This is a genomic window from Streptomyces sp. NPDC002787 (genome assembly GCF_053592095.1).
Window position 1 is genome coordinate 195,122 of sequence record NZ_JBSFVC010000006.1, and the last position, 14,457, is coordinate 209,578.

The window sequence follows — 14,457 nt, forward strand, 5'->3', positions numbered from 1 at the left end:
GAAAGGAGACTGAGCAGCCATGCGTATCGCATTCCTGACCGCACCCGAGGGTGTCGAGCAGATCGAGCTGACCGAACCCTGGCAGGCGGCGGCGAACACCGGTCACGAGCCCGTGCTGGTGTCGACGAAGCCGGGTCGGATCCAGGCCTTCGACCATCTCGACAAGGCGGACACGTTCGCCGTGGACGCCGTCGTCGGCGAGGCCGCGGCCGAGTCGTTCGACGCGCTGGTCCTGCCGGGCGGGGTGGCCAATCCGGACTTCCTGCGCATGGACGAGCGGGCGGTGTCGTTCGTCCGGGAGTTCTTCGAGCGGGGCCGCCCGGTCGCCGCGATCTGTCACGCCCCGTGGACGCTGGTCGAGGCGGACGTGGTCCGCGGCCGGGTCCTGACCTCCTGGCCGAGCCTGCGCACGGACATCCGCAACGCGGGCGGCGAGTGGGTGGACGAGCAGGTGAAGATCTGCGACCACGCCCCGAGCAAGCTGGTCACCAGCCGTAAGCCCGACGACCTGAAGGCGTTCTGCGAAGCCTTCCTCGACGTGTTCCAGGAGACCGCCTGATGAGCTCCCCCGCCGACCGCAAGCAGCGGCAGCGCGAGGCCGCCCACCCGGACGACCCGGCGTCGGGCCCCCTCACCACCGATCAGGGCGTGGCCGTCGACCACACCGACGACTCCCTGACCGCCGGCGAGCGCGGGCCGACCCTGATGGAGGACTTCCACTTCCGGGAGAAGCTCACCCACTTCGACCACGAGCGCATCCCCGAGCGGGTCGTCCACGCGCGGGGCGCGGGAGCCTACGGCTACTTCGAACCGTACGAGTCCTGCGCGGAGTTCACCCGCGCCGCGTTCCTCCAGGACCCCTCCGTACGCACTCCCGTCTTCGTACGGTTCTCCACCGTGCAGGGGCCGCGCGGTTCGGCGGACACCGTGCGGGACGTACGCGGTTTCGCGACCAAGTTCTATACTTCGGAGGGCAATTACGACCTCGTCGGGAACAACTTCCCCGTCTTCTTCATCCAGGACGGCATCAAGTTCCCCGACTTCGTGCACGCGGTGAAGCCGGAGCCGCACAACGACATCCCCACGGGCGCGTCGGCGCACGACACCCTGTGGGACTTCGTGTCGCTCCAGCCGGAGACGCTGCACGCGATCATGTGGCTGATGTCCGACCGGGCGATCCCGCGCAGCTACCGCATGATGCAGGGCTTCGGCGTGCACACCTTCCGCTTCGTGAACGCGGAGGGCCGGGGCACGTTCGTGAAGTTCCACTGGAAGCCGAAGCTGGGCACGCACTCGCTGGTGTGGGACGAGGCGCAGGAGTGCCAGGGCCGGGACCCGGACTTCAACCGCCGGGACCTGTGGGACGCCATCGAGGCCGGCGAGTACCCGGAGTGGGAGCTGGGTGTCCAACTCGTGCCGGAGGAGGACGAGTTCGCCTTCGACTTCGATTTGCTCGACCCCACGAAGATCATTCCGGAGGAGCAGGTGCCGGTGCGGCCGATCGGCCGTATGGTGCTGGACCGCAACCCCGAGAACTTCTTCGCGGAGACGGAGCAGGTCGCCTTCCACACCGCGAACGTCGTCCCGGGCATCGACTTCACCAACGACCCGCTGCTCCAGGCCCGCAACTTCTCCTACCTGGACACCCAGTTGATCCGCCTCGGCGGCCCCAACTTCCATCAACTGCCGGTGAACCGGCCGGTCGCCCCCGTGCGCACCAACCATCGCGACGGCTACCACCAGTCCGCGATCCACCGCGGCACGAACTACTTCCCGAACTCCCTCGGCGCCGGCTGCCCCGCCCACGCGGGCGTCGACCCCCACGCCTACACCCACTACGCCGAGCGCGTCGACGGTGCCAAGATCCGCCGCCGCAGCGAGAGTTTCAAGGACCACCACAGCCAGCCCGCCCTGTTCTGGAACAGCATGGCCCCGTGGGAGAAGCAGCACATCGTGGCCGCCTTCCGCTTCGAACTCGGCAAGGTGGGCGCCCTCAGCGTCCGCGCCCGTACGGTCGAGCAACTGGCCAAGGTGGACCCGGAGTTGGCGGCCGAGGTGGCGAAGGGCGTCGGCGTGCCCGTCCCGACGGACGCCGAGCCGGTGGCGTACAAGCTCACCTCGCCCGCCCTCAGCCTGGAGTCCCAGCGCGGTCCCGGCTCGATCCGCACCCGCCAGATCGCCGTCCTGGTCGCCGACGGGGTGGACGCCGAGCAGGTGACCAGCGTGCGGGACGCCCTGGCCGCGGAGGGTGCGATCGTCGAGGCCATCGCGGCCCAGGACGGCACCGTACGCGGCTCGGACGGCGCGGAGTACACCGTGGACCGGGCCCTGCCGACGGTAGCGTCCGTCCTGTACGACGCGGTGTTCCTCCCCGGCGGCCCCGTCGGCACCCCGTCCCCGTCGACCGACCCCGACGCCATGCGCTTCGTCCGCGACGCCTACCGCCACGGCAAACCGATCGGCGCCCTCGGCTCCGGCGTCGGCATCGTCGCCGCCCTGCAACCGGAGGGCGTCCGCCTCTCCTCCGAGTTCCACCACGTGGTGGCGGATCGGGGCGTGGTCACGGACACGGCCCAGGGCACGGCCGGCGACGACTTCACCCGGGCGTTCATCGAGGCGATCAAGGCCCACCGCCACTGGGACCGCCAACCGACCCGCTGCTGAAAGAAGGCGGGGCTCCCCTTCCCAAGGGGAGCCCCGCCCTTTTTTGGGGACGCGGGGAACTGCGCGATCAACCCCCACGCACCCGCGGCCCGCGACGCACGACGAGCCCCGAGCTCTCCCCGAATCTGGACCTACGGCCGCCGCCCCAGCAGACACAACAACCTGGTCTGCGCGTCCGCGCCCGCCGGCGGCTCCACCGGCGCCCCGAACAACCCGCTCTTCTCCAGATCACCCGCATACGGAGTGATCTCCTCCACGGCGAACGACACCAGCTCCCCGGGAAGCCGTTCCTCGAACCCGATCGCCCGCGACAGATCCCACGCGTGGACCACGAGATCGGCGACCATCTGCGCGCAGTACGCGGTCGCCGGGGTGTCGCCGTAGGACAGATGAACCGTGCGTTCGAGCGCGCCGGGCGCGGCGAACGCCTCTCGCGCGGACCGCGCCGCCGTGTCCCAGGAGGCGGCGGGGTCCGGCCCCAGCAGGTCCCCCTCGAACGTGTCGCCGACCTCCTCGATCATGCAGCCGTCCCGCACCAGCGACGGCACCCACAGCTGCTCGGACACCAGGTGGTTGACGAGGTCACGGACCGTCCACTCGGCGCAGGGCGTGCCCACGCCCCACTGGTCGTCGCGCACCGCGTGGACACGGGCGCCGAAGAGGTCCTGTGCCTCGGCATGCCGGGTGAGCAGCGCGCTCGCCCGTGTACTCGATGTCATGCCGGCCCTCGCTCCCGCGCGCCGTCACGTGTGCGGCCGGAGACGACCGGCCGGCGCGGATGGCGGCGCAGATACTCGCCCTCCAGTTGCGCCATCCGTTCGTTGTGGGTGCGCAGCGCCTCGCTCGATCCGTGCAGCAGCGTGTCGTGACGTGTGCGGTGGATCGACTCCAGCTCCTTCATCAACTGCTGGTCGTCCAGATGGTCCGGATGCACTCCGGTCATGGTGGTACCCCGATCTTCGTGTTCCTCCATGAGGTCCGGGTACCCGCCCGGCAAGCGTTACCCCGAGCGGCATCCGGGAGGGAGCCATGGATCTCGCGTTTCTCCATCCACTGTACGAACATCCCGGGCCCTGGGCCTCTGTGTACGTCGGTTCGTCCGCACCATCGGAGTCCATGGCCCACGAACGATCACTGACGGCGGCCGCCGTCAGTCGTGAGCTGGCGGAGCAGGGAGCGGACGAGGCGACCTGCCGGGCCGTGCACCGGGCGGTGGAGGAGTCGCGCCACGACGCCGAACCGCACGGCCGGGCGTTGTTCGCACGCGGCGGCCAGGTGGTCCTGGACCCGCCGCTCACCTCGCCGCCCCCGGCGAACCAGGCGTTCTGGGCCCCACTGCCCCGTACGGCCCCGCTGCTGGAGCTGGCCGGGGAGGACCCGTTGTGCCTGGTGGCGTACGTCGACCGGCGGGGCGCGCGGTTCGAGCTGCGGGGCGCCCTGGGCGGCGAGGACGCCGGGTCGGTGGCCGGGCGGCAGTGGCCCGTGCACCGCACGAGCACGGCCGACTGGTCGGAGCGGCACTTCCAGCTGAAGGTGGAGAACACCTGGGAGCACAACGCGGCGGAGGTCGCCGAGGCGCTCGCCGTGTGTCAGGAGGAGACCCGCGCCGACCTGCTGGTTCTCGTCGGTGAGGACCGCGAGCGGCACGCCGTGCGGGACCGGCTGCCGCAGCGGCTGCTCGACCGGGTGGTCGAGGCCCCGCACGGGGCAGGCAGCAGGCTGCTGGACGAGGACGTGGAGCGGGTCCGCGCCGAGCATGTGCGCCGACGGGCCGCAGCCGAGGTCGAGCGGTTCGTGGCGGCGCGCAGCCCGGACGCCGAGGGGCGCCTGGGGGCCGTGGAGGACGTGGCCGACCTGGTCGAGGCGGCGCGCGAGCACCGTATCGACGAGCTGCTCGTCCGTCCCGAGGGCCCCGACACGCACCGCGCGCTGTGGGTCGGCGAGGATCCCGACCAGCTGGCCGTACGCCGTACGGAGCTGCGCACGCTCGGGCTCGCCGAGGACCACGCCCACGCGGCCCGCGCGGACGACGCGCTCCTGCGGTCCGCGGTGACGACCGGCGCCCCCGCGATCTGCGTGACGGCGGCGCCCGAGGCCACGGAGGGCGAGGTCCCGGTCGGCGGACTGGGCGCACTGCTCCGCTGGAAGTGACCCGCGCCGGGAGCCGGTGTGGCTAGCGGGCCCGCTCCACGCGGCGCTCGTCCCACACCGGCTCCGGTGTCTCCCGTACGCGGCCGTCGGAGCCGAAGACGAGGTAGCGGTCGAACGAGCGGGCGAACCAGCGGTCGTGGGTGACGGCGAGGACGGTCCCGTCGAAGGCCTCAAGCCCCTCCTGCAACGCCTCCGCCGACTCCAGGTCGAGGTTGTCGGTGGGCTCGTCGAGGAGCAGCGCGGTGACGCCCTGCAACTCCAGCAGCAGGATCTGGAAGCGCGCCTGCTGGCCGCCGGAGAGACGGTCGAAGGGCTGCTCGGCCTGCTTGGTCAGCTCGTAGCGGCGCAGCCGGGACATGGCGGCGCCCCGGTCCTGCGCGTGCTCCTTCCACAGGATGTCGAGCAGCGTCCGCCCCTCCAGCTCGGGATGGGCGTGGGTCTGCGCGAAGTGCCCCGGCACGACCCTGGCACCGAGCTTCCACTCCCCCGTGTGGGCCACGTCGTCACCGGCGAGCAGGCGCAGGAAGTGGGACTTGCCGGAGCCGTTGGAGCCGAGGACGGCGACGCGTTCGCCGTAGAAGACCTCCAGGTCGAAGGGTTTCATCAGCCCGGTGAGCTCAAGTCCCTCGCAGGTGACGGCCCGCACGCCCGTACGGCCGCCCTTGAGCCGCATCGTGATGTCCTGCTCGCGCGGCGGCTCCGGCGGCGGACCGGCCTCCTCGAACTTGCGCAGCCGGGTCTGGGCGGCGGCGTACCGCGAGGCCATCTCATGGCTGACGGCGGCGGCTTGACGGAGCGTCAGCACCAGCTTCTTCAGCTGGGCGTGCTTCTCGTCCCAGCGCCTGCGCAGTTCCTCGAAGCGCTCGAACCGCTGTCGGCGGGCCTCGTGGTACGTGTCGAACCCACCGCCGTGCACCCAGGCGTCGGCACCCGCCGGGCCCGGTTCCACGCTCACGATCTTCTCGGCCGCGCGGGAGAGCAGTTCCCGGTCGTGGGAGACGAACAGCACGGTCTTGCGGGTCTCCTTGAGCCGCTCCTCCAGCCAGCGCTTGCCGGGGACGTCGAGGTAGTTGTCGGGCTCGTCGAGGAGGAGCACCTGGTCGGTGCCGCGCAGCAGCGCCTCCAGCACGAGCCGCTTCTGCTCACCGCCGGACAGCGTCCGCACCTGCCGCCACTGCGCCTTCTCGTACGGCACCCCGAGGGCGGCCGTGGTGCAGATGTCCCAGAGCGTCTCCGCCTCGTAGCCCCGCACCTCGGCCCAGTCGGAGAGGGCCTGCGCGTACGCGAGCTGGGCCGCCTCGTCGTCGACGGTCATGAGCGCGTGCTCGGCAGCGTCGACCGCCTCGGCCGCCTCCCTGATCCTGGGCTGCGCCACGGACACCAGCAGGTCCCGCACGGTGGTCTCGTCGCGTACGGACCCCACGAACTGCCGCATGACGCCGAGCCCGCCGGTGACGGTCACCGAGCCACCGTGCGGCTTCAGCTCCCCGGAGATCAGCCGCAGCAGGGTCGTCTTCCCGGCCCCGTTCGGCCCGACGAGCGCGACGACCGACCCCTCCCCCACCCGAAAGGACACGTCCCCGAGCAGTGCCCTCCCGTCCGGCAGGTAGTACTCCAGATGAGCGGCTTCGAGATGTCCCATGGACCGCATTGTCCGAGGCCCACGAACAACTGAGCAAATCCATTTCCGCGGAGCCGGCCCCACCTGCGGGCGGCGTGCCGCAGCCGCGGCCGTCCCCCGCCGCCCCGACTGCGGACAAGCCGCCACCACGGCACGGCTGGGCACTGCACGGCACGGCACGGCACGGCACGGCACGGCGAGATCGACAAGCCCACCCCGCCCGACACGGTTCCGCCCCCATGGGGTACCCGTGGACTCATGACCCCAGACGTCGACCTCACCGTCCGCCCCCCGGGCCACCACATCCTCCGGGACCGTTTCCTCGCCGCGGACAGCCGCCTCTTCAACGCCGTGGCGACCCGCGACTGGCCGGGCGCCCACCCCCTGCTGCCGAAGCTGAGCCGTGCCGCCAACCACGGCGTGCTCTGGTTCGCCACGGCGGCGGCGATCGCGGCGACCCGCAGCCCGCGGGCCCGCAGGGCGGCCGTCCGGGGGGTCGCCTCACTCGCACTCGCCTCGGCGACGATCAACACCCTCGGCAAGCGCTCGATCCGCCGCCCCCGCCCGGTCCTGGACAACGTCCCGATGATGCGCCAGCTCAAGCGCCAGCCGATCACCACGTCCTTCCCCTCGGGCCATTCCGCCTCCGCCGCCGCGTTCGCGACCGGCGTCGCCCTGGAGTCCCGCGGCTGGGGCGCGGCGGTCGCGCCGCTGGCGACCGCCGTGGCGCTGTCCCGTGTGTACACGGGCGTGCACTTCCCGAGCGACGTCCTGGTGGGCGCCGCCCTGGGCGTGGGCGCCGCCTACGCCGTACGGGGCATGGTGCCCACCCGTGACCAGCTCCCGCCACCCGGCCGCCCGTACGTGGACGCGCCCGCACTGCCGGACGGGCACGGTCTCGTCGTGGTCGCCAACCGGGCGTCGGGCACGTCGGACCGCGTCCGCGCGCTGCGGGACACGCTGCCCGGCGCCGAGACCGTGGAGTGCGAACCCGAGGACGTGGAGGCCGAGTTGGAGAAGGCAGCCGCCCGCGCCCAGGTGCTCGGCGTGTGCGGCGGCGACGGCACGGTGAACTGCGCGGCCGAGGTGGCCCTGCGCCACGGCCTCCCCCTCGCCGTACTGCCCGGCGGCACCCTCAACCACTTCGCGCACGACCTCGGGGTGGAGGACGTGCGCGACCTGGGCCGCGCCGTGCGGCAGGGCGAGGCCGTCCGGGTGGACCTGGGGCACTTCTCGACCGGTGACACCGAGGGCCATTTCCTCAACACCTTCAGCCTGGGCGTCTACCCGGAGCTGGTGCGGGAGCGCGAGCGCTGGGAGCGGATGATCGGCGGCTGGCCGGCCGGGGTGATCGCGGCGCTGCGGGTCCTGCGCTCCGACCGGCATCCGCTCCAGGCCACCTTCGAGGGCCGCCCGCGCCCGATCTGGCTGCTCTTCGCCGGCAACGGCACGTACCACCGGCTGGGGCGCGCCCCGGCCCGCCGGTTCGACCTGGCGGACGGGCTGCTGGACGTCCGTGTCGTGCACGGCGGGCGCCGCCCGGCCCTGCGGCTGCTGGCCGCGGCCGTCGCCGGGCCGCTGACCCGCACCCCGGCCCACGCGGCGGTCCGGGTACGCCGGCTCCGGGTGGACGGCATCGCGCCGGGCACCCTCCTCGCGTACGACGGCGAAGTCACCGAGGTGCAGGGGGATCTGACGCTCCAGAAGCTCCCGGAGGCGCTGACGGTCTACCGGCCCGTGCCGATGCACTGACACGGCCGTACATTCCACATTTCAAGACGGCGGTCTCACAGTTCGACATGGTCGCGTACGGTTCGAGCACGAACTCGCGGATGTCGCGGACCTCGTGGAAGGGGAACGGCCATGTCGAAGGCACGGGAGACCGCCGTCTACACGCACGGACACCATGAGTCGGTGCTGCGCTCGCACACCTGGCGAACGGCCGCCAACTCGGCGGCCTATCTCCTCGGTTCACTGAAACCGCACATGAAGATCCTGGACATCGGGTGCGGCCCGGGCACCATCACCGCGGACCTGGCCGCCCTGGTCCCGGACGGGCACGTCACCGGTGTCGACCACGCCCCCGGCATCCTGGATCAGGCCCGGGCCACGGCCGCCGAACGCGGCCTGGGGAACGTGGACTTCGCGGTCGCGGACGTCCACGCGCTGGACTACCCGGACGACACCTTCTGCGTGGTCCACGCGCACCAGGTGCTGCAGCACGTCGGCGACCCGGTGCAGGCGCTGCGCGAGATGCGCCGGGTCACCAGGCCGGGCGGTCTCATCGCCGTCCGTGACTCCGACTACGCGGCGATGACCTGGTTCCCCGAGTCGCCCGGCCTGGACGACTGGCTCGACCTGTACCGCCGGGTGGCCCGCGCGAACGGCGGTGAGCCCGACGCGGGGCGCCGGCTGAAGGCCTGGGCCCTGCGCGCCGGGCTCACCGACATCACGGCCACCTCCGCCACCTGGACCTACGCCACGGCGGAAGAGCGGGCCTGGTGGAGCGGGCTGTGGGCGGACCGGACGGTCGCCTCCTCCTACGCCGAACGGGCGACCGAGGGCGGTCACGCGACGGTCGAGGGACTCGAGGCGATCGCGGCGGCCTGGCGGGAATGGGGGCGGCGGGAGGACGGTTGGTTCGCCGTACTCCACGGAGAAATTCTCTGCCGTAAGGCGGTCTGAAAGAGCGTATTCTGGAAACCCGAACCATCAGGAGGTTCGCATAATGGTTCCCATCCTGCTGGTACTGCTTCTGGTGCTGATTCTCTTCGGTGCCGGATTCGCGGTGAAGGTTCTCTGGTATATCGCACTGGCCGTTCTGGTGCTGTGGCTCCTCGGATTCCTGGTACGCGGCACGTCCGCCTCCGGAGGAAGGGGTCGCTGGTACAGGTGGTGAATTCACCGGCACCAGTGGTGAATTCACCCCCGCATTCACTCCCGCGGTAGCAACGGTCCAAGCGGCCCGAGGTCCAGATTGAGGTCCTCGGGCCGCAGGCCGTAGCGCTCGCGCAACTCGGTCATACGGTCGTCCAGGAGCATGAGGGTGAGCCCGATGCGCTCCTCCTGGTCCTCCGAGAGCTCCCCGGTGTCGAAGCGGCGCAGCGCCTGCCGCTCCATCAGTTGACGGAGCAGTTCCACGACGGTCAGGACCAGTTTGACCAGGTCCCTTTCCACCGTGTCGGGCTCCAGTTCGAGACGGTTGCGGTCGGTCACTCGATCCCTCCCCAGGGTGACGGGACCTGCGCGTTCACAGAGCTGATCAGCGCGTTCAGGTCGATGCGGACGAGGTCGACGTCCGCGATGCGCAAAGTGAGGTCACCGGTGATGACCACCCCGCCGGCGAGGAGCCGGTCGAGGAGGTCGACGAGGGCCACCTCACGACGTTCGACGACGGTCACGGGCCGTCCTCCCCGCTGAAGGAATAGACCGCCCACGGTCCGGTGAGTTCCACGCGCAATCCCGGCTCCTCACCCTTCGTACGGTCCACGAGTTCCACGAACTCCTCGGAATGGGTACGCGGCACCAAATAGGCCGCGTTCAGCACATTGCGGCCCGGAACGCCGGAGAGCGCCGAATTCTGGGGGGCGTGCAGCCTGGTGTCCTCCGCGAATTCCGACAGGGTGTGGTGCAGCCGGCGGGCGAACCGCTCGGCGTTCTCCCACATCTCCTCGTGGGCCCGGTGGCTCCGGCGCCGCTGCCGTAGGTAGTCCCGCCCGCTGGAGACCTTCGCGGGCTCCTGGGACGGCTCCCGCTCCTCGGATTCGGCGTACACCTTGACGCCCCACTCCACCCGGCCCGCCAGTCGGTCCAGGGCCCGCAGGAAGTCCTCCTCGCGGGCCTCCAGCATGACCCGTACGCCGCTGTCGTCGCGGAACACGGTGCCGAGCCGCAGCGGCAGGGGCGTGGTGACGACGGTGAGCGCGTCGATCACGCTCTGGTGGGCACGGGCGGTCTCGGTCAGCCAGTCCAGGTCCTCCAGATGGGCGCGGAGCGGCTGCTCCGCGAAGTCGCTCTCCGGCACCTCGCTGACCACGGCGATCAGGTCGTGGTGGCGCAGCTGCCGGGGCGGCGCGCCCGCGACCCCGGTGAGCTGGGACTGGAGTGCCGCGTCGAAGGGGCGGCAGACGGCGTACACGTAACGCAGTCCGGTCATGAGGGCTCCTCTCTGGCGCGGCCGCGCTCGATGGGCTCCGGCTCGCGCCGGTGCCCGTCGTCCAGCTCGGCGAGCCGGGCACGCAACTCGGCGTTCTCACGGGAGAGTTCGTCGCGGCGGGCGTGGGACGACAGCGCCGGGTCGGTCTCCCACCAGTCGATCCCCATCTCCTTGGCCTTGTCGACCGAGGCGACGATGAGGCGCAGCTTGATGGTGAGCAGCTCGATGTCGAGCAGGTTGATGCGGATGTCGCCCGCGATCACCAGGCCCTTGTCGAGTACACGCTCCAGGATGTCGGCGAGGTTGGCGCTCCCGTTCTGGCCGTACGGTTCGGGGACTCGGCTCGGGAATGTCATCGTCGGCTCCCGCCCACGGCGGCCCGCTCCTCGTCCTCATCCTCGTACGGTTCCTCGTCGATGTCCTCCCCGGCGTCGTCCCCGGCGTCGTCCTCAGCGTCATCCTCAGCGTCGGGAGCCTCCTCCTCGTACTCGCCCTCCGGGACCTCCTCGTACTCGCCCTCCGGGACCTCCTCGTCGCCTTCGTCGTGCTCGTCGGCGTACTCGTCGGTCTTGTCGGTCTCGTCGGTCTCGTCGGTCTCGTCCGTCGCGTCGGAGTCGCGGGGCTCCTCGTCGGGTTCCTCCGCGTACTCGGCCTCGGCCTCGGGCTCGGCCTCGTCGTCCTCCGGAGCCTCCTCCGGCTCCTCCTCCGCGAGGGCGTCCTCGTGGCTGACCACGACCTCGCCGTCGCGGATCTCGCCGCGCCAGCCGTCCTCGGCCTCGCCACGGAGCGTGATGAACCGGGCGAAGTTCTTGAGGTCGAGCCGGGCCCGGCGGCCCTGGGCGCGCCAGATGTTGCCGGTCTTCTCGAAGAGGCCCTTCGGGTAGTACTCCAGCACCAGCAGGACCCGGGTGAGGTTGTCCGCGAGGGAATGGAAGGAGACGGCGCCCTTCGTGGTGCCCTTGGCGCCCTCCGACGTCCAGGCGATCCGTTCGTCGGGCACCTGTTCGGTCGTGTGCGCCTTCCAGCTGCGGTTGGACCAGAAGACCTTCAGCTGCCAGTCGGAGTGGGTGTCGTCGGCCCGGCCCGCGCTCTTCACGCCCTTGGCGAAGGTGCTGAAGCTCTGGAACTGGGTCCACTGGTCGTACGCGGTGCGCACCGGCACCCCGACGTCGATGGACTCGACGATCACCGTGGGCTTGTTGCCCGAGCCACCCTTCTGTTTGCCCTTGCCGCCGCCGAGGTTCTTGAGCGCGCCGAGCACATTGTCCTTGGCACGGCCCGCGCCCACCTCCAGCGCGGAGCGCAGGGGCCCCTTGCCCTCGGCGAGCTTGCGTCCGCCGTCCCGGGCGAGCTTGGCGAAGCCGGGGCTGTTGCCCTCGGCGATGTCGTTGAGCTTGCCGGTCGTCTCGCCCAGCTTGCGGCCGGCGCCGACGAGGAGCCGCTGGGCCTGTGCGGCCAGATACTCCCGGGCCTCGGCCTTGAGATGGTCGACGGCCGCGCTGTGGGCCACGTCGGTGAGCGGGTTGCTCTTCGTGGTGTCCTTGGCGCGGTCCGTCACCTGTCCGGTCGCGCGGCCGGTCGCCGCGCCGAGGGAGTCAGTCATCACCACCGCCTCCCCTCGTGGTCCGCGCCCGGGTGGCCTTGCGGGCGGCCTTCTTGGCAGGAGCCTTTCCGGGGGCGGTCTTCTTGGCGGCCGTCTTCTTCGCCGCTGTCGTCTTCGCCGCCGTCTTCTTGGCCGCCGCCTTCCGCGTCGAGGCGCCGGTCTTCTTGGCGGGAGCCTTCTTCGCGGCCGACTTCTTCGCGGCCGGCTTCCCTTCCGCCTTGGGCGCGGTCCGCTTCGCCGGCCGCCTCCGCGAGGGCTTCTCGTCGTCGCCCTCACGGCTCTCGCCGTCGTCGTACTCGCGGCCGTCGTCGTACTCGTCGCCGTCCGCGTATTCCTCCTCGTCCACGAACTCGTCGTCGTCCGTGTACGCGTCGTCGTGGTCCCGGTCGCCGCGCCCCGGCAGGTCCGGTGCCACTCCGGCGAGCTGGTCGCGCACCTGCGAGGTGCGCCCGTGCAGCCGGTCGGCGAGCCCTTCGATCTGCCGCTCGACCAGCGCTCCGGTGGCCGCCTTGCCGACACCGCGCAGGTCCTCGCGGAGCTGGTCCCCGATCTCCTTGAACTGCGGGTTGTTCTGCAGCTGCTGTGACACCAGGTCCGCGAGCGCCCGCGGGCTGAGGTGCATCCGCTTGCCGGCCACCATGGTGCCGACCGCGAACGCGAGTTTCATCTTCTTGGTACGTCCGAGGACGTACCCGGCCCCTACGGCGAGGCCCAGTCCCATGCGATTCATTGTGCCGTCCCGTTGCCGGTTCCTGTGCTCCTGCGCGTGCTGATCTCCAGCCGGTCGAGGAGCTCGTCCTCCAGGCGGTCGAACTCCTCCTCATCGATCTCGCCCGCTTCGAGCCGCTGCTCGAGACGGGCGAGATCGGCGCGGACGGCCGCCGGGTCGTAGTACTGGCGCTCGGCCTCGGTGAGCACTTGTCTCACCGTCCAGAGGCTGCCGCGCACCGGAGCGAACGGCAGCAGCAGCACCTCGGTGATCAGTCCCATGTACTCGCCTCCTCGGCCTCAGAACGCCGTGCAGGCGCGCCGTGCGGGCACGGCGCGCCGAACGCGCGGTCAGTGGGTGGTCTCCGCGGGCTCCGTGGGGCCCGGTTCGACGAAGCTGTACGGCGGCAGCGGCCCGTTCACGCGCACCTCGATGTGCGGATGGCTCTTGCGGAGCTGCTCCACGGCCTCGAGGAACACCGCGGCCGACTCCCGGTCCACCAGGAACGACAGATTGGCCAGCCAGCCGGTGGATTCGGGGCCCGCGCTGACAGCGGCGGCGGCCGGCTCCAGCGCCCGCTGCAGCTCCGCCGCGTCCTCGGCCTCCCGGGCCTGCACGGCGGCGACCACCATCTCGCCGAGCCGCAGCCGGTCCTCGTAAGTGCCGCCGCCCGCCTGCCGGTTGGCCTCGGTGAGGGAGCGCAGCTCGGGGTTCTCGCCCATCACCCGGTGCAGTACGGCTTCTTCGTCGTGGCTGGCCTTGACGTTGTACTCGACCTTGCCGTCGAGGGAGCCGAGCCGCTCCAGGTAGTGCTCCGCGCGTTCGGCGAGCACCCCGGTGACGGCGGCGTCGTCCGGTGCGACGCTGCCGAACCGCATGGGCAGCAGGGGCCCGCCCGCACCCGCCTCGCTCAGGACGTTCTGGTGGGCGAGCAGATCCTTGCGCTTGGGGCGCAGCCCCTCGGGTGCCTCGCTGACGATCGCCGCCAGCTCACCCTCCTTGAGGACGCGCACCGGGCGCGGGGGGTCGCCCACCCCGCCCATGCCCTCGGGCAGGGCGGGGTGCGAGCTCGCGGCGATGCCGTAGACGTACGTGCTCACTCCTGTTCCTCCCTCTTGCGCGAGCTCGTGGTCTTACGGGCCCGAGGCCGCGACTCGGACTGGCTCTCCTCACGGGACTGCTTGAACGCGTCGGAGATCGTCTCGGCGGCGCCGGAGAGCGCCCCCTTGGACTTGCCGCGCGAGCCGGACTCGGTGATCTCACCGACGAGGTCCGGCAGGCCGGGGTTCTTGCGCGGGCCGGCCTCCAGGTCGAGCCGGTTGCACGCCTCGGCGAAGCGCAGATAGGTGTCGACGCTGGCGACGACGACCCGGACGTCGATCTTCAGGATCTCGATGCCGACCAGGGAGACCCGCACGAACGCGTCAATGACGAGCCCCCTGTCGAGAATGAGTTCCAGGACGTCGTACAGGCCGCTGCTGCCGCCTCCGCCGCCGGACTGCTGTGCCGGGACTACGGTCATGCCGGCTGATCCTCCTTGTCTGTGGATACTG

At 71.2% G+C, this 14,457-nt stretch carries 18 protein-coding genes; 6 read left to right on the plus strand and 12 right to left on the minus strand.

All coding sequences use genetic code 11. The annotated features are described in order from the left end of the window. The first annotated feature begins 19 nt into the window (after window positions 1–19). On the plus strand, window positions 20–559 hold the full coding sequence (locus tag ACWD26_RS10605; protein ID WP_451268325.1) for a type 1 glutamine amidotransferase domain-containing protein: 540 nt from the start codon (window positions 20–22) through the stop codon (window positions 557–559). Then, entirely contained in the window at window positions 559–2,664 is a 2,106-nt protein-coding gene (locus ACWD26_RS10610; protein WP_451268327.1) for a catalase, read from the plus strand. The genes ACWD26_RS10605 and ACWD26_RS10610 overlap by 1 nt, the downstream gene beginning before the upstream one ends. A gap of 131 nt (window positions 2,665–2,795) precedes the next feature. Here ACWD26_RS10610 and ACWD26_RS10615 read toward each other — a convergent pair whose 3' ends face one another. Next, window positions 2,796–3,383, minus strand: a complete 588-nt coding sequence (locus ACWD26_RS10615) for a TIGR03086 family metal-binding protein (RefSeq protein ID WP_451268329.1) — start codon at window positions 3,381–3,383, stop codon at window positions 2,796–2,798. Further along, a complete protein-coding gene (locus ACWD26_RS10620; protein ID WP_451268331.1) occupies window positions 3,380–3,607 on the minus strand; it encodes a DUF6158 family protein in 228 nt (75 codons plus the stop codon). Before ACWD26_RS10620 ends, ACWD26_RS10615 begins: the two co-directional genes overlap by 4 nt. A gap of 86 nt (window positions 3,608–3,693) precedes the next feature. On the opposite strand from ACWD26_RS10620, the gene ACWD26_RS10625 reads away from it, so the two are divergent. Continuing rightward, window positions 3,694–4,815 carry a baeRF2 domain-containing protein gene (locus tag ACWD26_RS10625; protein WP_451268333.1) on the plus strand — a complete coding sequence of 374 codons (1,122 nt, stop codon included), beginning with the start codon at window positions 3,694–3,696 and terminating at the stop codon, window positions 4,813–4,815. 22 nt (window positions 4,816–4,837) lie between these two features. On the opposite strand, the gene ACWD26_RS10630 is transcribed toward ACWD26_RS10625, so the two are convergent. Then, complete coding sequence (locus ACWD26_RS10630) at window positions 4,838–6,457, minus strand: ABC-F family ATP-binding cassette domain-containing protein (protein WP_451268335.1); 1,620 nt, start codon at window positions 6,455–6,457, stop codon at window positions 4,838–4,840. Window positions 6,458–6,694: 237 nt separating this feature from the next. Between ACWD26_RS10630 and ACWD26_RS10635 the strand changes: the two genes are divergently transcribed. From ACWD26_RS10635 to ACWD26_RS10645, 3 genes are all read left to right on the plus strand, one after another. Continuing rightward, window positions 6,695–8,188, plus strand: a complete 1,494-nt coding sequence (locus ACWD26_RS10635; protein ID WP_451268337.1) for a phosphatase PAP2 family protein — start codon at window positions 6,695–6,697, stop codon at window positions 8,186–8,188. A 111-nt stretch (window positions 8,189–8,299) separates the two neighbouring features. Continuing rightward, window positions 8,300–9,121, plus strand: a complete 822-nt coding sequence (locus ACWD26_RS10640; protein WP_451268339.1) for a class I SAM-dependent methyltransferase — start codon at window positions 8,300–8,302, stop codon at window positions 9,119–9,121. Window positions 9,122–9,164: 43 nt separating this feature from the next. Beyond that, window positions 9,165–9,335 (plus strand): hydrophobic protein, encoded by a 171-nt coding sequence (locus ACWD26_RS10645; RefSeq protein ID WP_152172599.1) that lies wholly within the window; start codon window positions 9,165–9,167, stop codon window positions 9,333–9,335. 35 nt (window positions 9,336–9,370) lie between these two features. Here ACWD26_RS10645 and ACWD26_RS10650 read toward each other — a convergent pair whose 3' ends face one another. From ACWD26_RS10650 to ACWD26_RS10690, 9 genes are all read right to left on the minus strand, one after another. Next, window positions 9,371–9,652, minus strand: coding sequence for a gas vesicle protein K (locus ACWD26_RS10650; protein WP_451268341.1), 282 nt, complete (start codon window positions 9,650–9,652; stop codon window positions 9,371–9,373). Beyond that, window positions 9,649–9,837 (minus strand): gas vesicle protein, encoded by a 189-nt coding sequence (locus ACWD26_RS10655; RefSeq protein ID WP_257537891.1) that lies wholly within the window; start codon window positions 9,835–9,837, stop codon window positions 9,649–9,651. The genes ACWD26_RS10650 and ACWD26_RS10655 overlap by 4 nt, the downstream gene beginning before the upstream one ends. Then, window positions 9,834–10,592: a GvpL/GvpF family gas vesicle protein gene (locus ACWD26_RS10660; protein ID WP_451268344.1), complete on the minus strand. Its 759-nt coding sequence runs from the start codon at window positions 10,590–10,592 to the stop codon at window positions 9,834–9,836. Before ACWD26_RS10660 ends, ACWD26_RS10655 begins: the two co-directional genes overlap by 4 nt. Then, window positions 10,589–10,948: a gas vesicle protein gene (locus ACWD26_RS10665; RefSeq protein ID WP_451268346.1), complete on the minus strand. Its 360-nt coding sequence runs from the start codon at window positions 10,946–10,948 to the stop codon at window positions 10,589–10,591. The genes ACWD26_RS10660 and ACWD26_RS10665 overlap by 4 nt, the downstream gene beginning before the upstream one ends. Further along, window positions 10,945–12,195 (minus strand): SRPBCC family protein, encoded by a 1,251-nt coding sequence (locus ACWD26_RS10670; RefSeq protein WP_451268348.1) that lies wholly within the window; start codon window positions 12,193–12,195, stop codon window positions 10,945–10,947. The genes ACWD26_RS10665 and ACWD26_RS10670 overlap by 4 nt, the downstream gene beginning before the upstream one ends. Beyond that, the gene (locus ACWD26_RS10675) at window positions 12,188–12,925 is read right to left on the minus strand and encodes a DNA primase (RefSeq protein ID WP_451268350.1); all 738 of its coding nucleotides are present in this window, start codon (window positions 12,923–12,925) and stop codon (window positions 12,188–12,190) included. Before ACWD26_RS10675 ends, ACWD26_RS10670 begins: the two co-directional genes overlap by 8 nt. Continuing rightward, window positions 12,922–13,185, minus strand: coding sequence for a gas vesicle protein GvpG (locus ACWD26_RS10680; RefSeq protein ID WP_451268352.1), 264 nt, complete (start codon window positions 13,183–13,185; stop codon window positions 12,922–12,924). The genes ACWD26_RS10675 and ACWD26_RS10680 overlap by 4 nt, the downstream gene beginning before the upstream one ends. A 69-nt stretch (window positions 13,186–13,254) precedes the next feature. Continuing rightward, window positions 13,255–14,004: a GvpL/GvpF family gas vesicle protein gene (locus tag ACWD26_RS10685; protein WP_451268354.1), complete on the minus strand. Its 750-nt coding sequence runs from the start codon at window positions 14,002–14,004 to the stop codon at window positions 13,255–13,257. Next, window positions 14,001–14,426, minus strand: coding sequence for a gas vesicle structural protein GvpA (locus tag ACWD26_RS10690; RefSeq protein ID WP_451268356.1), 426 nt, complete (start codon window positions 14,424–14,426; stop codon window positions 14,001–14,003). The genes ACWD26_RS10685 and ACWD26_RS10690 overlap by 4 nt, the downstream gene beginning before the upstream one ends. Window positions 14,427–14,457: the final 31 nt, after the last annotated feature.